This window comes from Streptomyces sp. NPDC003635 (genome assembly GCF_053587635.1).
Map to the genome: position 1 here is coordinate 13,742 of NZ_JBSFOK010000003.1, position 24,460 is coordinate 38,201.

Below are 24,460 nucleotides of genomic sequence, written 5' to 3' on the forward strand. Positions count from 1 at the left end.
CACGCTCGACGTGGGATGCACACTGACGGCATGCGCATCCCCCTCCCCCGACCCCGCAGCCTGGCCGGCCAGCTCTTCGCCATGCAGGCCGTGCTGATCGCGGTGCTCGTCGCCGGGTACGCGCTGTTCACGTACGTCAGCGACCGCAGCCAGGCCGAGGACGCGGCGGGCCGCCAGGCGCTGGCCGTGGCCCGCTCGATAGCGGACTCCCCTTCGGTACGGCAGGCCATCGGCACCGACGACCCCACGTCCTCGCTCCAGCCGTACGCCCTCCATGTCCAGCAGGACACCGGGGTCGACTTCGTCACGATCATGAATCCGCAGGGCATCCGCTGGACCCACCCCGACCCCGCGGAGATCGGCCAGCGCTTCATCGGTCACATCGAGCCGGCGCTGAAGGGCGAGTCCTTCACCGAGACGTACACCGGCACGCTCGGGCCGTCCGTCCGGGCGGTCACGCCCATCTGGTCCGGCGGGAAGATCGTCGGCCTGGTCAGCGCGGGCATCAAGGTCGAGGCGATCAGCCAACGGGTCCAGGATCAGCTGACGGCGATGATCGGCGTGGCGGGCGGCACGCTCGCGCTCGGCGCGGTGGGCACCTACGTCATCAACGCCCGCCTGCGCCGTCACACCCACGGTATGAACGCGGCCGAGCTGAGCCGGATGCACGACTACCACCAGGCCGCGCTGCACGCCGTGCGCGAGGGCCTGCTGATGCTGGACGGCCGCTACCGGGTGGCGCTGATCAACGACGGTGGCCGTGAGCTGCTCGGCCTGTCGGAGGAGGAGGCGGTGGGCACGTCGGTCGCCGACCTCGGCCTGCCGCCGTCCCTCACCGGCGCGCTGCTGTCCTCCGAACCCCGGGTGGACGAGGTGCACCTGACGGCGGACCGGGTGCTGGTGGTGAACACGTCACCAGTGTCGGGCGGCGAGCGCCGCGGCACGGTCGTGACCTTGCGCGACGTCACCGAACTCCAGTCGTTGATGGGCGAGTTGGACTCGGAGCGCGGCTTCACGCAGGCGCTGCGCTCCCAGGCGCACGAGGCGGCCAACCGTCTGCACACGGTGGTGTCCCTGATCGAACTGGGTCGCTCCGAGGAGGCGGTGGACTTCGCCACGGCGGAGCTGGAACTGGCCCAGGCGCTGACGGATCAGGTGGTGGCGGCCGTGGGTGAGCCGGTGCTGGCGGCTCTGCTGCTGGGGAAGACCGCGCAGGCGAACGAGCGGGGTGTGGAGCTGGTGGTGTCGGAGGACAGCCGCCTGGACGACGGCTTGCTGCCGCCGACGCTTCCGGCCCGTGACCTGGTGACCATCCTCGGCAACCTCATCGACAACGCGGTCGACGCGGCGCAGGGAAGTGTGCGGGCGCGGGTGACGGTGACGGCGTACACGGCAGGTTCGGACCTGGTCCTGCGGGTGTCGGACACGGGGGCGGGGCTGGACCCGGCGCACACGGAGGAGGTATTCGTACGGGGCTTCTCCACGAAGCCGGCGGCGGAACCCGGTGGGCGGGGCCTGGGACTGGCTCTGGTACGGCAGGCGGTGGGGCGGCATGACGGGGGGCTGACGGTGGCGGAGGCCGAGGGGGGCGGGGCGGAGTTCGAGGTGCGGTTGCCGTTGGGGACGGGAGCCGTGCGGGTGAGTGAGGGCGTAGCTTCTGGGGGCACTGTCTCTGGAGGCGCCGTATGAGCAGCGAGAATCCGATCCGTGTTCTGGTCGTGGAGGACGATCCCGTCGCCGCGGACGCGCATGTGATGTACGTGGGGCGGGTGCCGGGGTTCGTCGCGGTCGGCAAGGCGCACACGGGGGCGGATGCGCGGCGGATGCTGGAGCGTACGGCGGTGGATCTGCTGTTGCTGGATCTGCATCTGCCGGACGGGCACGGGTTGCAACTGGCGCGGTCCTTGCGGGCCGCCGGGTACCACGCGGACGTCATCGCCGTGACGTCGGCGCGGGATCTGGCGGTGGTGCGGGAGGGGGTCTCGCTGGGGGTCGTGCAGTACGTGCTGAAGCCGTTCACCTTCGCGACGCTGCGAGACCGGCTCGTGCGGTACGCGGAGTTCAGGGGTGCCGCGGGTGAGGCGAGCGGGCAGGACGAGGTGGACCGGGCCCTGGCCGCCCTTCGGGCACCATCGCCCGCGGCGCTGCCCAAGGGGTTGAGCGCGCCGACTCTGGAGCGGGTGACCGTGGCGCTGCGGGACTGCGGGGAGGGCCTGACCGCGGCGGGGGTGGCCGAGGCGGTGGGGATCTCCCGGATCACGGCTCGGCGGTACCTGGAGCATCTGGTCGATGCGGGGAGGGCGGGGCGCAGTCCGTTGTATGGGCAGGTGGGGAGGCCTGAGTTGGTTTATCGGTGGGTTCGGGGTGGGGGCGCGTAGACAAGGGGCGCGGTCGGGAGGTCGGCGGCCCAGGTGCGGGCCTTGGCGGCTTCGGTGTGGGCGTTGGCTCGGGCGTAGGCGTCGGCGGCCTGGCGGAGGTGGTCACGGGCCTCGGTGAGGCGGCCGCCTGTCTCATGGACGAGGGCCAGGTTCTGCAGGGCCGTGCCTGCTCGATACCAGTCCCCGAACTCCTGGTAGATCCGCAAGGCCCTGCCATGGGCCTCGCTCGCTTCCTCCGCCCGGCCCGCCTTCCGTAGCGCGATACCCACGTTGTTCCATGCGGTGGCCTCGCGGTGCCGGTCACCGATGGCCTGGTACAGGTCACGGGCACGAATGTGCGCCTTGATCGCCTCCGCCACCTGTCCATCCGCCTGCAAGGCGATGCCGAGGTTGTTCCATGCCATGGGCTCGCACAGGCGCTCTCCGACGGCCTGGAACAGGTCGCGGGCATGGGTGTGCGCCCTGATCGCGTCTTCCACCCGGCCGCCGTTGCGCAGCGCGAGTCCAAGGTTGTTCCACGCCACGGCCTCGCCGTAACGGTCGCCGTTGCTGTGGCAGAGGTCGCGGGCATGGGTGTGCGCCTCGATCGCCTCCTCCAGCCGGCCCACCTCTTCCAGGGCATTGCCATGGCTGTTGCACGCGACGGCCTCACGTCGATGGTCCCCGGCGCGGCGGGCAGCCTCCCGCGCGACACCGGCGACCGAGACACCGTCGTCGAAGTGCCGCCGCCACTCGACGTAGACCGCCAGACACTCGGCCAGCCTCACCGCCGCATCCGCAAAGCGCTCCTCCCGCGCCCACGACACGGCCCCCACCAGCCCCGCCCGTTCTCCGTCGAACCACGTCAACGCCTGCTCGCGATCGGCGAACCGCTCCGGCTCGGCGTCCCCCGGAAGCCACCGCAACCGGTCGTCCGCGGCATCCGCCCAACGCAGGTAGAGATCCAGCACCCGCTCCCGCGCGGCCTCGCCCTCTTCTCGCAACCCCGCGTCCCCCGCAACCACCCCCGCCCCGTACGCCCGCACCAGGTCATGCAACCGCCACCACCCGCGCCCACTCCCCCGCTCGACAAGGTGTGCGCGGGCCAGTTCCTTCAGGTCCCGGAGCGGAGGAGTGTCGGCGCCGATCAACGCGGCGGCGACCTCGTTGCTCACTTCGGGCCCCGGTGCGAGGGCGAGCAGACGGAGCAGACGAGCCTGACCTGTCGGCAGGCGGCGGTACGAGAGGTCGAAGGCCGCCCGCACACTGCGGTCACCGTCGTCGAGGTGGCCGAGCCGATCGTGCGACTCGGTGAGTTCGTCGACGAGTTCCGCCACCGGCATGCCGGGATCCTCCGCCAGCAGCGCGGCCGCGATCTGGAGGGCCAGCGGCAGATGGCCGCACAGGGAGGCCAGTTGCGCTGCCTTGTCCGCGTCGACCGCCACGCGGTTGTCGTCCGGGGCGGCGATCCGGAGAGCGAGGTCAAGCAGCTCGTACGCGGCCTGCGGCGTGAGCTGCTCCAAGGGCACCAGCCGGGCGCCGAGTTGAGCCAGCCGGTCGCGCGAGGTGACCAACACGCGATGCCGGGTGTCCCCCGGCAGCAGCGGCCGTACCTGATCGGGCGACGACGCGTTGTCGGCGAGGATCAGCACCGGTCCGTGTTCCCGAGCACGCTCGGCAAGCACGGAGCGGTAGAGAGCGGCACGGTCGTCGGCAGTGGCGGGAATCTGCTCCGGCGGTACGCCCAGGGCCCGCAGCAGGGACTGGAGCGCCTGGTCGGCGGTGACCGGTTCCTCGTCGTACCCATGGAGGTCCACGAAGAGAACGCCACCGGTGAACCACCCCTTCCCGCAGGCGAGGTGGGCGCTCTCGACGGCGAGGGCCGTCTTGCCGACTCCACCGAGCCCGGAGACGGCGGCCACGAGGACGGCCGCGTGGTCCGGTGACCGGGGCTCCGCAACCGGATCCAGCGCCTGCAACAGCGCCTCCGTCTCCCCGCTCCGCCCGGTGAAGCCCCCAGGCCGAGGCGGCAGCGAAGCCATGGCCTCCGGCGCGGCGGCCCCGCTCTGCTGCACGACGACCTGAACGCCGACGACCTCCCGCAGAAACACCCCGCCCCGGAAGTCGCTGTGATCCCCGTCGTACCAGGCGACCCCACTACCCGGCGCATGCCGCTCCATGGCGTCCTTGACGGCGACGGCGACCCGCTCATCCCCGCCCAGCAGCTCGGCCACCCGCTCGCCCCAGCCCCGAACGGCCTCCTGCCGCCCCGGCCGCTCCGCCGCCTCGGCGAGAACCTGCGCGGAAGCCCCCGGATCCAGACCGAGCACCACCGCAAGGTCGTCCAGAACCCGCCGTCCGGCCTCCCCGCCCGCGCCCTCCGCCAGGGCCGCCAATAGCGCCGCTCTCATCTGCTCGCCCTGTCCCCCGATCCTCACGTGCGGTCAACGGTACGACCTCACGGGGCAGTTGTCCCCGCGCCCGCCGCCCGCTCCGGCCGCGCGTACAGCACGATCTGCGCGCCGAGCCCGATCACGGCGAGGGCCTCCAGCACGGACAGCGTGACGAGCAGTCCCCCGCCCTCGCCGGCCGCCCAGAACACGACGAGCGCGGCGAGCGGTACGACGCAGAACGCCGTGAGATCCACGGCTCCCTGTATCGCCTTACGGGACTTGCGGCGCGCGTCGCCGCGATGGGCCTGCTCCCACCCGAAGGCGACGAAATCCCCCTCGCCGGGCTGGGCGAGTCGGGCGAGCCGAGGCCCCAACTCCCCCCGCACATAACGCCCGATCGCCGAGATCTTCTCGTCGTTGACCAGGTACGTCCACCCGAGAACGACACACACGGGCGGCAGCGCCAGCAGCATCGACGCCTGCTCGGCCTGGGCCGCCGCGGCGATGACGGCGGCGACGACGGTGAGGGTGACGTAGAGGAGGTTGTCGCGGAAGCCGATACGGGTCTTCTGCTCGTCCTTGACGGTCTGGTACTCGGTGAGGAGCAGCTGGCCGATGGTGACGTCGGGCTCCGCCACGTTGTTTCCTTCCCCCGGTGCGCGTGCTTGGCAGTACCTTAAATGCGTGCCGCAGACTTCACACACCGTCGTCGTCGTGACCGCGCTGCCCGTCGAGTACGACGCCGTACGAGCCCATCTCGGCAATGACGTCGAGGAGTTGGTCCACGAGGACGGCATGCGCGTGGAGGTCGGTCCGCTCACGGGCACGGACTGGCGACTGGCTGTCGCGGAGCTCGGCGAGGGCGCGGTGAACGCGTCCGCCCTGACGACCCAGATCATCGGCTGGCTGCGCCCCGAGGCGGTGCTGTTCGTGGGCGTGGCCGGGTCGTTGAAGGACGACGTGGCGATCGGTCACGTCGTCGTCGGCACGAAGGTGTACGCGGTCCAGGGCGGCAAGGTGACACAGGACGGTTTCCAGGCCCGCCCGGAGGTCTGGCACGGCTCGAACCGGCTGGTGCAGGCGGCGCGTTCGGCGCTTCGGGGTCTGGACGGGGTGCGGGGTCATCTGAAGCCGATCGCGTGCGGGGATGTCGTCCTGACGGACGACAGGTCGGCGTTCGCCGAGTTCATCAGACGCAACTACAACGACGCGAACGCCATCGAGATGGAGGGCGCGGGGGCCGTTCATGCGGCGCATGTGAGCGGGCAGTTGGACGCACTGGTGATCCGCGGCATCAGCGACCGTGCCAACCCCGGGAAGGCCAAGGCGGACAAGGGGGGCTCGCAGAAGCGGGCAGCGGCGCGGGCTGCGGAGGTCGCGGTGGGGGTGCTGCGGAAGCACCGGCCGCGTGGTGGCGGGGGCAGCGGCTCGCCCTCCGACTCCCAGGAGGGGCCCCAATACGGTGGCGACCACATCGACTTCCGGGGCGGGGTCTTCAACGGGCCTGTTGTCGGCAAGCGGGTCGACCGGGAGGGGTAGGGGCCCGGTGCCGCGGGCCACGGCGACGCTGCCGCCGAGGCCACGGGGATTCACTGGGCGTACGGCGGAGCTGGAACGGTTGCTGGGGCAACTGGCGCCGGAGGCCACCGGCGAGGCGGTACTGATCTTCGCCGTGACCGGGATGGGCGGCATCGGGAAGACGGCGCTGGTGGTGGAGGCTGCGCATCGGGGCCGCGGGCGGGGCTGGTTCCCCGGCGGCACGCTGTTCGTGGACCTTCGCGGGTACGACGACAACCCGGTCACCGCCGACCAGGCAGTGCTGGCGCTGCTGGACGCACTAGGCGTACAGGGGCCCGAACTGCCGTCCACGGCGGCCCGGCAGTACGACGTGTACCGCGTCCTGCTCACCGAGCGGCGTGATCGGACGCTGCTGATCCTCGACAACGCGTCGGATCCGGCGCAGTTCCTTGAACTGCTGCCGGGGACCGACCAGCACCGGGTCCTGATCACGTCGCGGGACCGGCCGGACTCCCTTCCGGTACGCCTGATCGACCTGGAGACCCTGGATCCGGAGGAGTCCGTGGCTCTGGTGAAGCGGGCTCTGCACGAGGCGGACGAACGGGACGACCGGCCGGCGCGGGAGCCGGAGGCCCTGCACGAGCTGGCGTCCCTGTGCGGCCATTTGCCACTCGCTCTTCAGATCGCTGCGGCGATGCTGCGCAGACGCAGGCTCCGCTCCATCGCCGGACTGGTGACCGAGATCCAAGACGCCGGGGACCCGGCTGCCGTTCTCGACAACGGCAGCCCTGGTACGGATCTGTACGGGCGGTCACTGGTTCTGCGTCCGGTGCTGGAAACGTCGTACCGCCGACTGGGTGCGGAGCAGGCTCGATTGCTGCGGCTGCTGTGCCTCGCGCCCGGGGCGGATTGCGGGACGGAGGCGTTGGCCGCGCTGGCAGATCGTGAGGAGGGGGTGGTGGTGCGGCTGCTGGAGGATCTGGCGGCGGCATCACTGGTCTCTCCCGTGCATTCGGGTGAGCGGTGGCGGGTGCATGACCTGGTGCGGGCGTTCGGGGTCGGGGTGGTGTCGGAGGAAGAAGGGGAGGCGGGGCGGGGGCGGTTGCTGGAGTTCTATCTGCGGTGGGCGGACGCGGCGGAGGACCGGTTGCGGTGGTTGCCGGGGAGGCCGGAGCCGGAGCGGTTCGCTGATCGAGCGCAGGCGCTGGCTTGGCTGGACTCGGAGCAGACGGCGCTGGTGGCGGCGGCCCAATGGGCGGCGGAGGAACGGCATGCGGATGCGGCGATGCGCCTGGCCCTGCGCCTGGAGGCGTTTCTCGAATGGCGGAGGCACTTCGCCGACTGGATCACCGTGGCGCGTGCCGCGCAGGAGGCCGCACACCGCACCAAGGACCCCCGGACTGAGGCGGAAGCGTGGAACAGCCTCGGCTTCGCCCTAAGGCTGGTGGGCCGGGTCGACTCGGCCAGGGAGGCCCACACCCACGCCCGCGGCCTGTCACAGGCCATCGAGGACCGCCACGGCGAGGCCGACGCGTGGCACAACCTCGGCATCGCCCTGCGCGCGGCAGGCCAAGTCGAGGAGGCGATCGAGGCCCACACACGCTCCATCGATCTGTACCAGGAGATCGGGCGTGGCAATCAAGAAGGCGCCGCGTGGAACAACCTCGGCATTGCGCTTCAGGATGCAGACCGGACGGATGACGCGATCGACGCCCTCTCGCGCGCCCTCGACCTGCACCAGACCGCCCGCGACCGTCACCGCGAAGGGACGGCATGGCACAACCTCGGCATCTCCCTGCGGCGGGCAGGCCGGTTCGACGAGGCGGTCGAGGCGTTTGGCAAGGACCTGGAGATCTGCCGCGAGGTGGAGGACTGGTACGGGGAAGGCCAAACTCTGTTCAACCTGGCCTTTGCCTACGAGGACACTCATCACACCGTCGAAGCCCGCACGCACTACCTCCAGGCAGCCGACGCCTACACCAAAGCCAACGCCCCCACAGAAGCAGCCGAAGCCCAATCCTCCGCAGACGCATTGACCTGACAGACCACCCCACCTACGTTCACACGGCAGCCACCCCCGCGCCACCACGAAGTGAGTTCGCAGGAGGTCATGCCCGTGCGCCCCACCGCCGCCTTACTCCTCGCCACCGTCCTCGCCGCCACGACCCTCACCGCGTGCGGCGGCGGTTCCGGAGACGATCCGGACACCGTGAAGGTCTCCTTCAAGCAGTCGACGGACAACAACATCAAGGTGATGGACAACTTCCTCGGGGACATCAAGAAGCAGTTCGAGGACAAGTACCCCGGCAAGAAGGTCGAGTTCATCCCCATCAAGGCCCCGGACTCGGAGTACTACACCAAGCTCCAGCAGATGCTCCGCTCCCCCAAGACCGCCCCGGACCTGGTCTACGAGGACACCTTCCTCATCAACTCCGACATCACCAGCGGCTACTTGAAACCCCTCGACGACTACCTCGCTGAATGGGACGACTGGGACCGGTTCATCGACACCGCGAAGGCCGCGGCCAAGGGCGAGGACGGCAAGACGTACGGCGTCCCGGACGGCACCGACACCCGCGGGCTCTGGTACGACAAGGCCGTCTTCGAGAAGGCCGGCCTCCCCGCCACCTGGCAGCCCAAGACGTGGGACGACGTCCTCGAAGCGGCCCGGACCATCAAGGAGAAGGTCCCGGACGTCACGCCGATCAATGTCTACACGGGCAAACCGGCCGGCGAGGCGGCCACCATGCAGGGCTTCGAGATGCTCCTCTACGGCACCGAGGACCGTCTCTACGACGACCGGTCGAAGAAGTGGATCGCCGGAAGCCAGGGCTTCAAGGACTCCCTCGCCTTCGTCGAGACCGTGTACAGGGAAAAACTCGGCCCCGACGTCGCCGACGCCCTCGACCCCAACTTCGGCACCCGCGTCCGCGGTGAGCTCCTCCCCCAGGGCAAACTCGGCATCGACCTCGACGGCTCCTGGCTCCCGCAGGACTGGCTGGAGGGCAGCGGCCACGAATGGCCCGAGTGGTCCGAGAAGCTCGGCCTCGCCGCCATGCCGACCCAGCACGGCCAGGCGCCCGGCAAGGTGAGCATGTCCGGGGGCTGGACCTGGGCGATCCCCGCCAAGGCCGCCAACCCCGACCTCGCCTTCGACTTCATCAAGACGATGCAGACCAAGGCGAACGCCCAGAAGTGGTACATCGCCAACTCCGGCATCGCGGTCCGCGAGGACGTGGCGAACGATCCCGCGTACGCCGACGCCCAGCCCGGCATCAAGTTCTTCACGGACCTGGTGGCGAGCACCCACTACCGCCCGGCGTACCCGGCGTACCCGAAGGTCTCCACCGCCATCCAGGAGGCGATGGAGAGCGTGACGACAGGGGACGCGTCGGTGGAGGAGGCGGCGGCGCACTACGACGAGGAGCTGAAGAGCGCGACCGACGACCAGGTGATCGAGAAATGAGCCGTCGCGCATGAGGCCGCGGACGCTCACCCGCGCCCTCCCCCGCGCGCTGCCCCTCACCCCCGCCCTCGTCCTTCTCCTCCTCTTCCTCGCCGGCCCGATCGCCTACTGCGCCTGGATCGCCTTCACCGACCTCCAGCTCACCGGCCAGGCCGAGGAGTCGTTCGTCGGGTTCGAGAACTTCCGTACGGCGTTCGAGGACGAGGCGTTCCTGAACGCCGTATGGCTGACGCTCGTCTTCACCGTCGTATCGGCGCTGATCGGCCAGAACACCCTGGGCCTGGCCCTGGCGGCCCTGATGCGACGCGCCTCCAAGCCGATCCGCACGCTCACCGGCGGGATCGTGATCGCGGCCTGGGTCCTCCCGGAGGTCGTGGCCGGCTTCCTGCTCTACGCCTTCTTCCGCCGCGAAGGCACCCTGAACGCCATCCTGGACTGGCTCCATCTCCCCACCCAGGACTGGCTGTTCACGCTCCCGATCCTGGCGGTGTCGTTCGCGAACGTGTGGCGGGGCACGGCGTTCTCGATGCTGGTCTACGCGGCCGCCCTGAGCGAGATCCCGAAGGAGATCACGGAGGCGGCGGAGGTCGACGGCGCGGGCGGCTGGCGCCGCCTCTGGCACATCACGCTGCCGATGATCCGCCGTTCCATCGGCACGAACCTGATGCTGATCACGCTCCAGACCCTCTCCGTCTTCGGCCTGATCTGGGTGATGACGAGGGGCGGCCCGGCCGGAAAGAGCCAGACCCTGCCCCTCTTCATGTACGAGGAGGCGTTCCAGAAGAGCATGATCGGCTACGGCACCGCGGTGGCGCTGCTGTTGCTGGTCGTGGGCTCGCTCTTCTCGGTGGTGTATCTGCGGCTGCTGCGGACGGAGGTGTAGGGCGCGCCATGCGATCCCGCAGAACAACTCGCCGACTGGCCGCCGACGCGGGCCTGTTGGCGGTGTCGGCGGCCTTCGTGCTGCCCCTGGCGTGGGTGGTCCTGTCGTCGCTGGACCCGCGGGCCGACCTGACGGTGAAGGTGCCGGACGGGGTGACGTGGGACAACTTCGACGCGGTACTGACGGAGGACATCACCTTCACCCCGTTGCTGAACAGCTTGCTGCTGTGCGGCGGCGGAACCGCGCTGACCGTGGCCTGCGCGGCCCTCGCCGCGTACCCCCTGTCCCGCTTCCGCTCCCGCCTGAACCGTCCCTTCCTCCTGACGATCCTGTTCGCCACCTGCCTGCCGATCACGGCGATCATGGTCCCGGTGTACGCGTTGTACGTCCGGGTGAACCTGATCGACACGACGCAGGGCACGATCTTCTTCTTCGCCGCCTCTCAACTGCCCTTCGCCATCTGGCTGATGAAGAACTTCATGGACGGCGTCCCGAAGGAACTGGAGGAAGCGGCCTGGACGGACGGGGCGAACTCCTTCCAGTCCCTCCTCCGCATCGTGCTCCCGCTCATGGGCCCGGGGCTCGCGGTGGTGACCGTCTTCTCGTTCGTGATGATGTGGGGGAACTTCTTCGTCCCCTTTATGCTCCTCCTCACCCCGGACCAGATGCCGGCGGCGGTGAGCATCAACGAGTTCTTCGGCAACCGGGGGACGGTGGTGTACGGGCAGTTGGCCGCCTTCTCGGTGATCTACTCGACACCGGTGATCCTGCTGTACGTGCTGGTGGCCCGGCGGTTGGGCGGGGGGTTCGCGCTGGGTGGGGCGGTCAAGGGGTGAGGTTTCCGGCCGCGGCACGAGCCGCGGCTGCCCTGTCTGGTGCATCGGCCTTTGCGAAGGAATCTGCGGCTCGAAGGCGGCACAACCGCGCCTCGGAGGGTTCCCCGGCATCGTCGTGGGCCAGAGCCAGCTCTTCCAGGCTCGTGCCCTGTGCGTACCAGTCCTCGAACTCCGCATAGAACTCCAGAGACTTCCGATACGACTCGATCGCCCGCCGTCCATGCCCCTTCCGTCGCAGCGCGCTGCCGAGGAAGCTCCACGCATAGCCCTCGTGGTGGCGATCCCCGACGATCTGCAGGAGTTCACAGGCGCGAGTCTGAGCGTGGATCGCATCGTCCAGGAGTCCCGCTTCCGCCAGCGAGTCTCCGAGGTTGATCCATGCGATGGCTTCGCCACGCCGATCGCCCGCTGCCCGGAACAGCATCAGGTCACCCCTGTGAACGTCGATCGCCTCGTCCACTCGGCCCGCTACATGGAGGGCGATGCCGAGTTTGTTCATCGCGGATACCTCACGACCGGCGTCACCGCCCGCACGGAAGAGGGCGCAGGCCCGGTCAAGGGCGACGACAGCCTCTTCGCACCGTCCCGCCATACGTAACCCACTCCCCAGGCTCTCCCAAGCCCCCGCCTCGGCAAGCCGGTCACCCGAGTGGTGCGCCGCTTCGCGAGCGGTACGGGCGACGGTGAGCCAGTCGTCGTAGTACCTCCGCCTGCTCAGGTATGACGCCAACCGTTCGGCCAACGCCACCGCGGTGTCCCGGCACAAGGCCTCATCAGCCCATTGCACGGCGGCCACGGCCCCCTCCCGCTCCGCGTCGAGCCACTCGAACGCAGCCGCCCGATCTCTGAACCGTTCCGGCTCCGGCTGTCCCGGAAACCACTCCAGGCGCTGTTCGGCCGCAGTTGCCCACCGGTGATAGAACTCCAGCAGCCTCAGCCGAGCTGCCTCAGCCTCCTGTTGACCAACAAGGTCTCCGCCGAACACCCGCACAAGATCATGCAACCGCCACCGTCCCCGCCCGCTCCCCCGCTCCACGAGATGAGCACGGGCCAACGCATCCAGGGACCGGTTCAGCGGGATGTCTTCCCCTGCCATCGCGGTCACCGCCTCGCTGGTCACCTCGGCTCCCGGCGCCAGCGCGAGCAGTCGGAACACGCGGGCCTGATCCGCTGGCAGAGTCCGATACGAAAGGTCGAAGGCAGCCCGGACGCTACGCTCTCCGTCGTCAAGGTGAACGAGCCGGTGCCGCAACGCGGCGAGTGTGTCTGCAAGTTCGCTCACCGGTTTCTCCCGGTCCAGCACCAGCAGCGCCGCCGCGATCTGCAGACCCAGCGGCAAACACCCACAGCGCGCGGCGACCTGTGCAGCCGCCTCCCCCTCCGCCCCGACCCGCCCGTCGCCCGGATCGGCGATCCGCAGCGCCCGATCGAGCAGCTCGACCGCCTCTCCCGGCGGCAGCTCCCCCAATGCCAGCAGCCGGGCTCCGAGTTGGGGAAGCTTGCTTCGCGAGGTGACCAGCAGCCGATGCCGCGCGTCCCCCGGCGTCAACTGCCGTACCTGCTCCGCCGAAGACGCGTTGTCGGCGAGCACCAGCACGGACCCGCGCTCCGCCAGGACCGACCGATACAGCGCCGCCCGCTCGTCCGCCCGCACCGGAATGTGCTCCGGCTCCACGCCGAGCGCCCGCAGCAGTGCCTCCAGGGCCTGCTCCCCGGTGACGGGATCGTCGCCGTACCCGTCGAGGTCCAGGAAGAGCACCCCACCCGGAAACCACCCCCGCCCGCACGCGACGTGAGCGGCCTCCACGGCCAGCGCGGTCTTCCCGATGCCCCCGAGCCCGGACACGGCAGCAACGACGACCGTCTCCGTCCCACCCTGCCCGGAAGGGTCGAAGGCCTGCAGCAACCGCTCCAGCTCCTCGCCCCGCCCGGTGAATCCGGCAGGCCTCGCGGGGAGCGCGCTCAGTGCCGTGGGAACAGCCGCCTGCTGGTAGAAGTGCCCCTGGGCAACGACGGGCCCGTGAAACTCCCCGCCCCGAAAGTCGACATGGTCTCCGCCACCACCCATCGCACCTCCCACACCCGCACGGTACGCCCAACCCCCGCCCTGGCCGGCCCGCTTGGCGGTACCAGCCGGTCCATCGCCCGATCCGCCGCCTCCCCCTCGGCGAAGCGGACCACGTACCCCGGATCTCGGCCCTGTCGTAGGGGTGTCAGCCGCATGGTGGGGGAGGGATGCGTACGGATTGCGCCGCAGGCTGTCCACCTCCACGAGGCCTGTCGACGTGTTGACCATGACGAACTCGTCTTCGATGTCCGCCCGCACGGGCGAGACGCGGGGTGCGCCGTCGGGGCCGACCGTCGCGAGGTGCCAGGGGTTCGAGGCCGGGAGGCATTCGCGAATATGCCCGCTGAGCTTGCCGTTCACGGAGGGGCGCCTTGCCCAGGCGTCCACGCGGGCGCCCCGGCGTGATCTTCACCGTTCCGCGACCCGACCAACCGGTAATCTTCGGCCACCGTAGTCGCGACGCCCGGAACCGTACGTTCCTACAATCCGTAATCCTGGCCGAACAGCCCGTAGTCATCGCACGCCGGCGCCCCTAGCTTGTGGCCCGTGCGCCGACCCCCAGCTCAACCGAACCAGCCCTCCCCTTCGACTCCCCCGTTCAACGCCCCCGCCGCCAGAAGACTCCGTGCCGCCCTGAACATGGGCCCCGAGCATGTCGCCTACGGCATGCGCGTCTCGTACGGACTCCCCTACGTCACCCCCGACCTCGTCGTCGCCTGGGAACGCGGGGTCACCTCCCCCTCCAACCCCGAACTCACCGCCCTCGCGGGCGTCCTGTGGTGCTCGCCCGGTGAGCTGCTCGGCCGTCCGCGGACCCTGCGCGAGCACCGCATGTCCCGCGGGCTCGCCGCCGAGGACGTCGCCCGTGCCGTGGGGCACGAGCTGCACTCCTATCTCCGGATGGAGGAGACCGACGACTGGCGTGGCACCGACCGCCAGTCCGCCGCCCTCGCCGATCTCCTCGGGCTCTCCCTGGCCGACTTCGTCACCGTCACCGGCCGGGACGGCAAGCTCGGCGACCTCCTGCGCAGTGCCGTCACGACACGCTGGCAGGCGTACGTACGCCCGATCGGCAAGCTCGCCCCCCTCGACCGGAGGCTGCTGGAGGACGCCCTCCAGGATCTGCACGCGGACTACCACGGCCAGATGGTCGCCACCCTCAGCTGGGGCGGCGGCGACAGCGGATCCAGCGCGTCGGGCCGCGAGTTCCTCGACCGGATCGTGGACCACTTCTGGACCAAGGTCAGCGACCGAGGTCAGTGATCCGCGCCGCGATCACAGTCAGCGGCCGATATCAGTGGTCCACGCCGGCGATCGGCGTCAGTGGTCGTTCTCCAGGTGCAGCTTGAGCAGGTCCACCCCGTAGTCGCCCCCGTTCGGCGTGCGGATCATGGTGTGGATGTGCTGCTGGCTCGGCTCCCCGCCGCCCATGCCCATACCGCCGCCCTCGCCGGAGTTCGTCGACCCGTCCTCGCTGTAGAACAGCGGCGCCTGCGCGTCGTACTCGATCAGGACCACGGGGCTGTGCACCCGGTAGTAGAAGGCCGAGTCGTCCTTCGTCTCCCCCATCCAGAAGAAGTACGTGTCGTCCAGGTGCTTCTCGACCTCGGTCATCCTGACCTCGGCGTGCCCCTCGCTGACGTATCCGACGTACACGCCGACGAGGTCGAGGAGCTTCTGCCGCTGCGCGGAGGTGAGGTCGGAGCCGGGGACGCCCTCGTAGGCGAGCTCCAGGTTGTCCTGGCCGGCTCCGGACTTCATGTCCTCGTTGCCGTTGGCCTGGGACGAGACCGCCTTGGAGCGCTGGGTCTTGTCCAGGGAGCGGACCAGGGCCAGGCCCGCCTGCGTCTCCGGGCGAAACAGGGTGATCCTCTCCCCCTGGTACGTCGCCGACGTCGGTTCCGAGCCCATGAAGGTCGGGGTCATGACGACCTGGTCACCCAGGACGAAGTAGTTGATGGCGACGTGGTGGCCCTCGAACTGGAAGCCCCACGGCTTGGTCGTCGACGGGGTGCTCATGAAGGTGAAGTAGTAGTGGCCCTCGGTCAGGGTCTCCTGACCGCCGCCCCTCGAGTCCCCCAGGAACGCGTTCAGCTTCATGATCCCGCGGGTCTGCTTCAGGCCGTCCGCCGACAGGGCCGTGCCGAGCAGCGCGTAACCGAGGTCGCGCTGCTCGGTCGTCAGGTCGCCCATCCGAACGCCCTCGCGCTCGTAGCCGTCGACGTTGCTCCACGCCGTCCACTCGTCGGCGTCGATGTCGAAGGAGCAGGACCGGCGTTCCTTGGTGGAGAGCCCGTCGAGGAACGCCTGCGCCGCCTTGACCAGCGCGTCCGTGGAGACGCCGGTGGAGTGGATCGAGAACAGGTCCTCGACGACCGTGCCGTCGGTGGTGACGCCCTTGACGTCGGCGTACTTGACCTGGACGGCCCCGGGACCCATGCCCCCGCCGCCGCCCGCGCCGGGTCCGCCGGAGGGCATTCCGCCGGGGGCGGAGGAGGCGGCCTCCGAGGATGCCTCGGAGGAGGAACCGCTCGAACAACCCGTCATCGTCGCCACCGCCGCGGCGCCGCCGACGAGCAGGGACTTGTTCATGAACCAGCGGCGGGTGCGCTCGGTCTCGGGGGTGCGGGGCCGGTGCCCGTGGTCGTATGCGTGCATGCGCACCACGGTCCGCCCCGCACCTGAAGCGCTGCTGGGGCGGACCTGTGAGAACCCTGGGCGCGAACCCCTGGGCGCGAACCCCGAGCCCGGAAACCCGAGCCCGGACCCCCCAGGCCTGGAAGACCGGGAATCCCCCGACCTAGAAGACCGACTCCGCCTCGTCCATACGATCCTTCGGCACCGTCTTCAGCTCGGTCACCGCTTCCGCCAGCGGCACCATCACGACGTCCGTCCCGCGCAGCGCGGTCATCCGGCCGAACTCGCCCCGATGCGCCGCCTCCACCGCGTGCCAGCCGAAGCGGGTGGCGAGGACACGGTCGTACGCCGTCGGCACGCCACCGCGCTGGACGTGGCCGAGGATGACCGGCTTGGCCTCCTTGCCGAGCCGGCGCTCCAGCTCGAACGCCAGGGCCGTACCGATGCCGCGGAAGCGCTCGTGGCCGTACTGGTCGATCTCGCCCTTGCCGTAGTCCATGGTGCCCTCGGCGGGGTGGGCGCCCTCGGCGACGCAGATGACGGCGAACTTCTTGCCGCGGGCGAAGCGCTCCTCGACCATCTTGACCAGGTCGGCCGGGTCGAACGGGCGCTCGGGCAGGCAGATGCCGTGGGCGCCGGCGGCCATGCCGGACTCCAGCGCGATCCAGCCCGCGTGACGGCCCATGACCTCGACGACCATCACGCGCTGGTGGGACTCGGCGGTGGTCTTGAGGCGGTCCATCGCCTCCGTCGCGACGCCGACCGCGGTGTCGAAGCCGAAGGTGCGGTCGGTGGAGGAGATGTCGTTGTCGATCGTCTTGGGGACGCCGACCACGGGCAGGCCCGCGTCGTACAGCATCCGGGCCGCGGTGAGCGTGCCCTCGCCGCCGATCGGGATCAGCGCGTCGATGCCGAAGTCCTCGACCATGTCGCCGGCCCGCTCGCAGGCCTCGCGCAGCCGGTCGCGCTCCAGGCGGGAAGAGCCGAGGATGGTGCCGCCGCGGGCCAGGATGCCGCTGACGCTGTCCAGGTCGAGGGTGCGGTAGCGGCCCTCCAGGAGGCCCGAGTACCCGTCCTCGAAGCCGATGACCTCGTCCCCGTACTGCGCGACGGCCCGGTGCACGACCGACCGGATCACTGCGTTCAGGCCGGGGCAGTCGCCGCCTGCGGTGAGAACTCCGATACGCATCGTGCTGTGTCTCCTGCTCGCTGTTGATACCGGTGAGCCAGTCCGATTGTTTCACGTCCCCGAGGGGGATGCCGCATCCCGAACTGACGGGCGCCTTATCTAGCGGCGGAGGTATTGTCAAGAGGGTTCTGCTCACCTCGGTGGGCGATTTTTATGACGTTCGCCCGACGACGTTCGCCCGACGACGTTCACTCGATGAAGGGGAGACCACGCGTGACGCGCAGCGTGTACGTGACCGGTATCGACCGCGGTGACGGCCGCCAGGTCGTCGAACTGGGGGTCATGGAACTCCTGACCCGGCAGGTCGACCGGGTGGGTGTGTTCCGGCCTCTCGTCCACGACGGGCCGGACCGGCTGTTCGATCTGCTGCGCGCCCGCTACCGGCTGACGCAGGACCCGGCGACGGTCTACGGCATGGACTACCACGAGGCGTCCGCGCTGCAGGCCGAGCGGGGCACCGACGAGCTGGTCTCCACCCTCGTCGACAGCTTCCATCTGGTCGCCCGCGACTACGACGTCGTCCTCGTCCTCGGCACCGACTACGCCGACACCCAGTTCCCGGAGGAACTCTCCCTCAACGCGCGGCTCGCCAACGAGTTCGGGGCCTCCGTCATACCCGTCGTCGGCGGCCGCAGGCAGACCGCCGAGTCGGTGCTCGCCGAGACCCGCAACGCCTACCGCGCCTACGACGGCCTCGGCTGCGACGTCCTCGCCATGGTGACCAACCGGGTGGCCCGGGAGGACCGCGACGCCATCGCCGAGCGGCTCTCGGGACGGCTGCCGGTCCCGTGTTTCGTGCTGCCCGACGAGCCGGCCCTGTCCGCGCCCACGGTCGCGCAGATCTCCCACGCCCTCGGCGCGAGGGTGCTCCTCGGCGACGACTCGGGGCTCGCCCGGGACGCGCTGGACTTCGTCTTCGGCGGCGCGATGCTGCCGAACTTCCTCGGCGCCCTGACCCCGGGCTGTCTGGTGGTGACCCCGGGGGACCGCGCCGACCTGGTCGTCGGCGCGCTCGCCGCGCACAGCGCCGGCACTCCGCCGATCGCCGGGGTGCTGCTCACCCTCGACGAGGTGCCGAGCGACGACGTCCTCACCCTCGCCGCCCGGCTGGCCCCCGGCACGCCGGTGCTCTCGGTGTCCGGCAACAGCTTCCCGACCGCCGAGCAACTCTTCTCCCTGGAGGGGAAGCTGAACGCGGCGACCCCGCGCAAGGCGGAGACCGCGCTCGGCCTGTTCGAGCGGTACGCCGACAGCGGCGACCTGGTCAAGCGGGTGAGTGCCCCGAGCAGCGACCGGGTGACGCCGATGATGTTCGAGCACAAGCTGCTGGAGCAGGCCCGTTCCGAGCTGCGGCGGGTCGTCCTGCCCGAGGGCACCGAACCCCGGGTGCTGCACGCCGCCGAGGTGCTGCTGCGGCGCGGGGTGTGCGATCTGACGCTGCTCGGTGACGTCGACCGGATCCGCAAGAAGGCCGCCGACCTCGGCATCGACCTGGGCGGCTGCCAGCTCATCGACCCGGCCACCTCCGAGCTGCGCGACTCCTTCGCCGAGAAGTACGCCGACCTCCGTGCCCACAAGGGCGTGACCGTGGAACTGGCCTACGACGTCGTCTCGGACGTGAACTACTTCGGCACCCTGATGGTCCAGGAGGGCCTCGCCGACGGCATGGTCTCCGGCTCCGTGCACTCCACGGCCGCGACCATCCGCCCGGCCTTCGAGATCATCAAGACCAGGCCGGGGGGTCCCCCCTCCGGGGGAGCGTCCATCGTCTCGTCCGTCTTCTTCATGTGCCTCGCCGACAAGGTCCTCGTCTACGGCGACTGCGCGGTGAACCCGGACCCGAACGCGGAGCAGCTGGCCGACATCGCCATCCAGTCCGCCGCCACCGCCTCCCAGTTCGGCGTGGAGCCGCGGATCGCGATGCTGTCGTACTCCACGGGCACGTCCGGGTCCGGCGCCGACGTCGACAAGGTGCGCGAGGCGACCGAGCTGGTACGGCAGCGCAGGCCCGATCTGCGGATCGAGGGCCCGATCCAGTACGACGCGGCCGTCGAGCCGTCGGTGGCGGCCACGAAGCTGCCCGACTCCGATGTCGCGGGACAGGCGACGGTTCTGATCTTTCCCGACCTCAACACGGGCAACAACACCTACAAGGCCGTCCAGCGTTCGGCCGGCGCCATCGCCGTCGGACCGGTGCTGCAGGGGCTGCGCAAGCCCGTCAACGACCTGTCCCGCGGCGCGCTGGTGCAGGACATCGTCAACACCGTCGCCATCACGGCGATCCAGGCCCAGTCCCCCGAAGAGAAGGCGTCCCAGCAGTGAGCTCGTCCCGCGGCACCCGCGTCCTGGTCCTCAACTCCGGCTCGTCGTCCGTGAAGTACCAGCTGCTCGACATGAACGACGGCAGCCGGCTCGCGGTGGGCCTCGTCGAGCGCATCGGCGAGGAGACCTCCCGGCTCAAGCACTCCCCCAAGGACGCCGAGTCCCGGGAGTGGACCGGCCCGATCGCCGATCACGAGGCCGCGTTGAAGGCCGTGTCGGAGGAGCTGTCCAGGGACGGTCTCGGGCTCGACTCCCCGGAGCTGGCCGCGATCGGGCACCGGGTGGTGCACGGCGGCCGGCGCTTCACCGAGCCGACCGTGATCGACGACGCCGTGCTCGCCGAGATCGAGCGGCTGATCCCGGTCGCCCCGCTGCACAACCCGGCGAACCTCACCGGCATCCGCACCGCCCAGGCGCTGCGCCCCGATCTGCCGCAGGTCGCCGTGTTCGACACCGCGTTCCACACGACGATGCCGGAGTCGGCCGCCCGCTACGCGATCGACGTCGAGACCGCCGACGCGCACCGCATCCGCCGCTACGGCTTCCACGGCACCTCGCACGCCTACGTCTCCCGGGCGACGGCGAAACTGCTGGGCAAGTCACCGGAAGAGGTGAACGTGATCGTGCTGCACCTCGGCAACGGCGCCTCCGCCTCGGCCGTGCGCGGCGGGCGGTGCGTGGACACCTCCATGGGACTGACGCCCTTGGAGGGGCTGGTGATGGGTACCCGCTCGGGAGACATGGACCCGGCCGTCATCTTCCATTTGATGCGCGTTGGGGGAATGTCCGCCGACGAGATCGACACTCTTCTCAACAAGAAGAGCGGACTGATCGGCCTGTGCGGTGACAACGACATGCGCGAGATCCGCCGCCGGACAGACGAAGGTGACGAACAGGCGCAACTCGCCTTCGACATCTACATTCACCGCTTGAAGAAGTACATCGGCGCCTATTACGCCGTACTCGGGCGGGTGGACGCGGTCGCCTTCACAGCGGGAGTCGGGGAAAACGCGAGTCCGGTGCGAGAAGCTGCGGTCGCCGGCCTGGAGGAGCTGGGGCTGGCGGTGGACGGCGAGCTGAACGCCGTACGCGGTGACGAACCGCGGCTGATCTCGCCGGAGTACTCACGGGTAGCTGTGGCCGTGGTGCCGACCGACGAGGAACTGGAGATTGCCACACAGACGTACGCGCTTGTAAAAGGCTCACGGAACCTCACCTGAGCGGCATCCCGCCCCTTTGTATTTTCCGCCAGACGGAATATTCCGTAGCGAAACAAACCGATAGGATCGCCCCCATGCGCCGTTCGAAAATCGTCTGTACTCTCGGCCCCGCGGTCGACTCCCATGAACAACTCGTCGCGCTGATCGAGGCGGGCATGAATGTGGCCCGTTTCAACTTCAGCCACGGCACGCACGAAGAGCACCAGGGGCGGTACGACCGCGTCCGGGCCGCCGCTCAGGAGACGGGCCGGGCCATCGGTGTCCTCGCCGATCTCCAGGGCCCCAAGATCCGTCTGGAGACCTTCGCCGAGGGCCCGGTGGAGCTGGAGCGTGGTGACGAGTTCGTCATCACCACCGAGGACGTCCCGGGTGACAAGCAGATCTGCGGGACCACCTACAAGGGCCTGCCGGGCGACGTCTCGCGCGGCGACCAGATCCTCATCAACGACGGAAACGTCGAGCTGAAGGTCCTGGACGTCGAGGGCCCCCGGGTCAAGACCATCGTCATCGAGGGCGGTGTCGTCTCCGACCACAAGGGCATCAACCTGCCCGGCGCGGCGGTGAACGTGCCGGCCCTGTCCGAGAAGGACGTCGAGGACCTGCGGTTCGCGCTGCGCATGGGCTGCGACATGGTCGCGCTGTCCTTCGTGCGGGACGCCAACGACGTCCAGGACGTGCACAAGGTCATGGACGAGGTCGGCCGCCGCGTCCCGGTCATCGCCAAGGTGGAGAAGCCGCAGGCGGTGAACAACATGGAGGACGTCGTGATGGCGTTCGACGGTGTGATGGTCGCGCGTGGCGACCTGGCCGTCGAGTACCCGCTCGAGAAGGTCCCCATGGTGCAGAAGCGGCTCATCGAGCTGTGCCGCCGCAACGCCAAGCCGGTGATCGTGGCGACCCAGATGATGGAGTCGATGATCACCAACTCGCGTCCGACCCGCGCCGAGGCCTCCGACGTGGCCAACGCGATCCTGGACGGCGCCGACGCGGTGATGCTGTCCGCCGAGTCGAGCGTGGGCGCGTACCCGATCGAGACCGTCAAGACGATGTCGAAGATCGTCCAGGCGGCCGAGCAGGAGCTGCTCGCCAAGGGCCTGCAGCCGCTCGTGCCGGGCAAGAAGCCGCGCACGCAGGGCGGTTCGGTCGCCCGCGCGGCCTGCGAGATCGCCGACTTCCTCGGCGGCAAGGGCCTGATCGCCTTCACCAAGTCCGGTGACACCGCCCGCCGGCTGTGCCGCTACCGCGTCGCCCAGCCGATCCTGGCCTTCACCACCGACGAGTCCACCCGCAACCAGCTCACCCTCAGCTGGGGCGTGGAGTCGCACGTCGTCCCGTTCGTGAACAGCACCGATGAGATGGTCGACCTGGTGGACGGCGAACTGGTCAAGCTGGGCCGGTTCAACGACGGCGACATCGTCATCATCACGGCCGGCTCGCCCCCCGGCGTCCCCGGCACCACCAACATGGTCCGCGTCCACCACCTGGGCGGCGACCACCACAACTGACGCCCGCGAAGGGCCTCGTACGGCGCTGAGGGCGCCCCCTGGACCAGGGGGCGCCCTCAGGCGTTGTGCGGCTCCCGAACGGGCTTGTGCGGGCGTCAGTCGGTGATGAACTGGTGCAGCCCGGGCACGTGCAGGGTGCCGCCGAACTGGCCGGCCTGCACGACCTTCACCTTGGTGAAGTAGATGAGCGGGATGTTCAGCGGCGGCGGGTTCTCCGGGCTGAACGTCACCGGGATCAGCCCCAGCAGATTGCCGGAGATGGACTCGGTGTACATGATCGTCTTGCCGTCGCGGATCGTGGACGTCGTCCCCGAACCGGCCTGCACGTGGTACGTCTTGCCCGACTGCGGGTCCTTCACCGTCTGGTGCAGATCGCCGATGTCGGTACCGTCGGAGATGACGTACTTCAGCACTTCCTTGGTGGTGCCGTTGGCCGTCTTCACCTTGACGATGCCCTGGTAGTCCGCGCCCTTGAGCAGCAGCGAGCTGGCGTTCAGGTACCACGGATCGTCGGGCAGCGGGACGGAGTTGTCGACCCCGCCCTTGTCGTCCGTGGCGACCGGGCAGTCCTCCGGGTCGGTGGTGGCGCTCGCCGACGGGCTCGGGGTGGCGGTGGCCTCGTCGGCCGCCTCCTCCGCCGTCTCCTCGACCGCCTCACCGGCGTCCTCGACCGTCTCGGTGGTGTCCTTCACCGCGTCCTCGACCGTGTCGGAGACCGTGTCGGTGGTCTCCTTGACGGGCTCGGAGGCGGTCTCCTCCTCGGCGCTCGGCGAGGCGGAGGCCGACGGGGTGGCCGACGGTGACGGGCTCGCGCTCGCCGTCTCGTCCTCGCCGCCGGTGAAGATGTCCTCGAGGGCGTTGCCGATGTCCTCCAGCACGGTGCCGTCGGACTCCGAGGGCGAGGGCGAGGGGGACGCCGTGGCGGTGTCCTCGCCCGCGCCGGACTGCGGCTCGGTGGTCTTGCTCTCGGTCGGGGCCGCCGTGGGCTCGGCCTCGTCGTCGGAACCTGAATCCGGCGAAGAGGAACCGCCCGCGGAGGCCGACGGGGTGGGGGTCGGCTCGGCCGTGTCCTCGGCGGCGGGAGACTCGCTGGTGCTCTCGCTCGCGGACGGCGACGGGGACGCGGACTCGCCCTCCAGGGCGGCCACGCAGTCCTTGTACTCGTCGGCCGTCAGGCTCTTGGCGGCCGGCTGGTCCTCCGCGTTGGCGAGCGTCGGCGTGAACCCCATCCCCATGAGGACCGCGGTCGGCATCGCCGCCAGGGCTATCGCCTTGCCGGCCGGCACGTGGAACCTGGTGAACAGCGGCTTCTTGGGAGCCGCGTGCCGCGGCCCGGTTCTCGCACGGGACGCGTCCACGTCAGTCCCGTGGGTCACCTCGTCAGCCGGCACTGTGCCTCCCGTTCGCCCCGTTCGCCGGGCTCGTTCCTGACAGATCGTTCGGCTCGTCCACCGGGTCCGTGTCCGTCTGCGCCGGGACGGCGCCCTCGGGGGCGGCTCCCTGCTTGACCGTGTCGTCCTGCGCCGGCTGCGGCTGCGTCGGCGCACCGGGCGCCCACGCGACGGCCATCGCGCCGCCCACGAGGGCGAACAGGAAGCCGATCAGGAAGCCGCCGAGGTTGGACACGGGGATGGACACCAGCGCCAGCAGGATCGCCGCGACGCCCGCGAAGGTGCGTACGTGCTTCTGGAACCAGAGGCTGATGCCGAGGACGACCAGCAGCACACCGATGATCAGGGACCCGGCGCCCGCGGTGGTGGACATCGCCAGCGTCAGATGACCGATCTGGAGGTTCGCGTACGGGAAGTAGGCGATCGGGAGTCCGCCGAGGATGACGAACAGACCGGCCCAGAAAGGCCTCTCGCCCCGCCAGGCGCGGAAGTGCCGCCGGATGACCCGGATGTAGTGCTCGTCACGGCCGGGTACGGCAGGAGTCTCGGCGCTCATGGAAAACAGCTCCCTGCTGCGGCGTTGCTGTGGTGGTGAGTTGTGATGCTCGGGGTGCGGACGTGTGAAGAGGACGCCCGTACGGTGGACGGGCGGGGGCGCCACCGGCTCCCCCGCCC

Annotated in this window: 18 protein-coding genes; 11 read left to right on the forward strand and 7 right to left on the reverse strand. The window is 69.9% G+C overall.

Translation table 11 applies throughout. The features are described 5' to 3' along the window. Positions 1-30 precede the first annotated feature (30 nt). Both ACWDRW_RS03785 and ACWDRW_RS03790 read left to right on the forward strand, forming a co-directional pair. Complete coding sequence (locus tag ACWDRW_RS03785) at positions 31-1,689, forward strand: ATP-binding protein (RefSeq protein ID WP_451719616.1); 1,659 nt, start codon at positions 31-33, stop codon at positions 1,687-1,689. Next, positions 1,686-2,378 carry a response regulator gene (locus tag ACWDRW_RS03790; RefSeq protein WP_451719619.1) on the forward strand — a complete coding sequence of 231 codons (693 nt, stop codon included), beginning with the start codon at positions 1,686-1,688 and terminating at the stop codon, positions 2,376-2,378. The genes ACWDRW_RS03785 and ACWDRW_RS03790 overlap by 4 nt, the downstream gene beginning before the upstream one ends. On the opposite strand, the gene ACWDRW_RS03795 is transcribed toward ACWDRW_RS03790, so the two are convergent. Both ACWDRW_RS03795 and ACWDRW_RS03800 read right to left on the reverse strand, forming a co-directional pair. Next, positions 2,348-4,795: a tetratricopeptide repeat protein gene (locus ACWDRW_RS03795; protein ID WP_451719622.1), complete on the reverse strand. Its 2,448-nt coding sequence runs from the start codon at positions 4,793-4,795 to the stop codon at positions 2,348-2,350. The genes ACWDRW_RS03790 and ACWDRW_RS03795 overlap by 31 nt on opposite strands. A 20-nt stretch (positions 4,796-4,815) precedes the next feature. Beyond that, positions 4,816-5,388 (reverse strand): hypothetical protein, encoded by a 573-nt coding sequence (locus ACWDRW_RS03800; protein WP_451719624.1) that lies wholly within the window; start codon positions 5,386-5,388, stop codon positions 4,816-4,818. A 46-nt stretch (positions 5,389-5,434) separates the two neighbouring features. Between ACWDRW_RS03800 and ACWDRW_RS03805 the strand changes: the two genes are divergently transcribed. The 5 genes from ACWDRW_RS03805 to ACWDRW_RS03825 all read left to right on the forward strand — a co-directional run bounded on the left by ACWDRW_RS03805 (position 5,435) and on the right by ACWDRW_RS03825 (position 11,453). Then, complete coding sequence (locus ACWDRW_RS03805; protein WP_451719627.1) at positions 5,435-6,289, forward strand: 5'-methylthioadenosine/S-adenosylhomocysteine nucleosidase; 855 nt, start codon at positions 5,435-5,437, stop codon at positions 6,287-6,289. An 82-nt stretch (positions 6,290-6,371) separates the two neighbouring features. Continuing rightward, the gene (locus ACWDRW_RS03810) at positions 6,372-8,309 is read left to right on the forward strand and encodes a tetratricopeptide repeat protein (RefSeq protein WP_451720349.1); all 1,938 of its coding nucleotides are present in this window, start codon (positions 6,372-6,374) and stop codon (positions 8,307-8,309) included. 69 nt (positions 8,310-8,378) lie between these two features. Beyond that, entirely contained in the window at positions 8,379-9,734 is a 1,356-nt protein-coding gene (locus tag ACWDRW_RS03815) for an ABC transporter substrate-binding protein (protein ID WP_451719629.1), read from the forward strand. A 10-nt stretch (positions 9,735-9,744) separates the two neighbouring features. Next, positions 9,745-10,617 carry a carbohydrate ABC transporter permease gene (locus tag ACWDRW_RS03820; RefSeq protein ID WP_451719632.1) on the forward strand — a complete coding sequence of 291 codons (873 nt, stop codon included), beginning with the start codon at positions 9,745-9,747 and terminating at the stop codon, positions 10,615-10,617. 8 nt (positions 10,618-10,625) lie between these two features. Then, positions 10,626-11,453, forward strand: coding sequence for a carbohydrate ABC transporter permease (locus ACWDRW_RS03825; RefSeq protein WP_451719635.1), 828 nt, complete (start codon positions 10,626-10,628; stop codon positions 11,451-11,453). Here ACWDRW_RS03825 and ACWDRW_RS03830 read toward each other — a convergent pair. Beyond that, positions 11,443-13,533, reverse strand: a complete 2,091-nt coding sequence (locus ACWDRW_RS03830) for an ATP-binding protein (protein ID WP_451719638.1) — start codon at positions 13,531-13,533, stop codon at positions 11,443-11,445. The genes ACWDRW_RS03825 and ACWDRW_RS03830 overlap by 11 nt on opposite strands. 525 nt (positions 13,534-14,058) lie before the next feature. Between ACWDRW_RS03830 and ACWDRW_RS03835 the strand changes: the two genes are divergently transcribed. Continuing rightward, positions 14,059-14,784 carry a helix-turn-helix domain-containing protein gene (locus ACWDRW_RS03835; RefSeq protein WP_451719640.1) on the forward strand — a complete coding sequence of 242 codons (726 nt, stop codon included), beginning with the start codon at positions 14,059-14,061 and terminating at the stop codon, positions 14,782-14,784. Between the two features lie 57 nt (positions 14,785-14,841). On the opposite strand, the gene ACWDRW_RS03840 is transcribed toward ACWDRW_RS03835, so the two are convergent. Both ACWDRW_RS03840 and ACWDRW_RS03845 read right to left on the reverse strand, forming a co-directional pair. After that, the gene (locus ACWDRW_RS03840; RefSeq protein ID WP_451719643.1) at positions 14,842-16,179 is read right to left on the reverse strand and encodes a DUF3500 domain-containing protein; all 1,338 of its coding nucleotides are present in this window, start codon (positions 16,177-16,179) and stop codon (positions 14,842-14,844) included. Between the two features lie 142 nt (positions 16,180-16,321). Beyond that, positions 16,322-17,347 carry an ATP-dependent 6-phosphofructokinase gene (locus ACWDRW_RS03845; RefSeq protein WP_451719645.1) on the reverse strand — a complete coding sequence of 342 codons (1,026 nt, stop codon included), beginning with the start codon at positions 17,345-17,347 and terminating at the stop codon, positions 16,322-16,324. 213 nt (positions 17,348-17,560) lie between these two features. Here ACWDRW_RS03845 and pta point away from each other — a divergent pair, with 213 nt between their 5' ends. The 3 genes from pta (at position 17,561) to pyk (ending at position 22,394) form a co-directional block, all read left to right on the forward strand. After that, complete coding sequence (pta, locus tag ACWDRW_RS03850; RefSeq protein ID WP_451719648.1) at positions 17,561-19,669, forward strand: phosphate acetyltransferase; 2,109 nt, start codon at positions 17,561-17,563, stop codon at positions 19,667-19,669. Then, positions 19,666-20,889, forward strand: a complete 1,224-nt coding sequence (locus tag ACWDRW_RS03855) for an acetate kinase (protein ID WP_451719650.1) — start codon at positions 19,666-19,668, stop codon at positions 20,887-20,889. The genes pta and ACWDRW_RS03855 overlap by 4 nt, the downstream gene beginning before the upstream one ends. A gap of 74 nt (positions 20,890-20,963) precedes the next feature. Further along, positions 20,964-22,394, forward strand: coding sequence for a pyruvate kinase (gene pyk, locus ACWDRW_RS03860; protein ID WP_451719653.1), 1,431 nt, complete (start codon positions 20,964-20,966; stop codon positions 22,392-22,394). 95 nt (positions 22,395-22,489) lie between these two features. On the opposite strand, the gene ACWDRW_RS03865 is transcribed toward pyk, so the two are convergent. Beyond that, the gene (locus tag ACWDRW_RS03865; protein ID WP_451719656.1) at positions 22,490-23,785 is read right to left on the reverse strand and encodes a hypothetical protein; all 1,296 of its coding nucleotides are present in this window, start codon (positions 23,783-23,785) and stop codon (positions 22,490-22,492) included. Continuing rightward, positions 23,775-24,341 (reverse strand): DUF6114 domain-containing protein, encoded by a 567-nt coding sequence (locus tag ACWDRW_RS03870; RefSeq protein ID WP_451719659.1) that lies wholly within the window; start codon positions 24,339-24,341, stop codon positions 23,775-23,777. Before ACWDRW_RS03870 ends, ACWDRW_RS03865 begins: the two co-directional genes overlap by 11 nt. Positions 24,342-24,460: the final 119 nt, after the last annotated feature.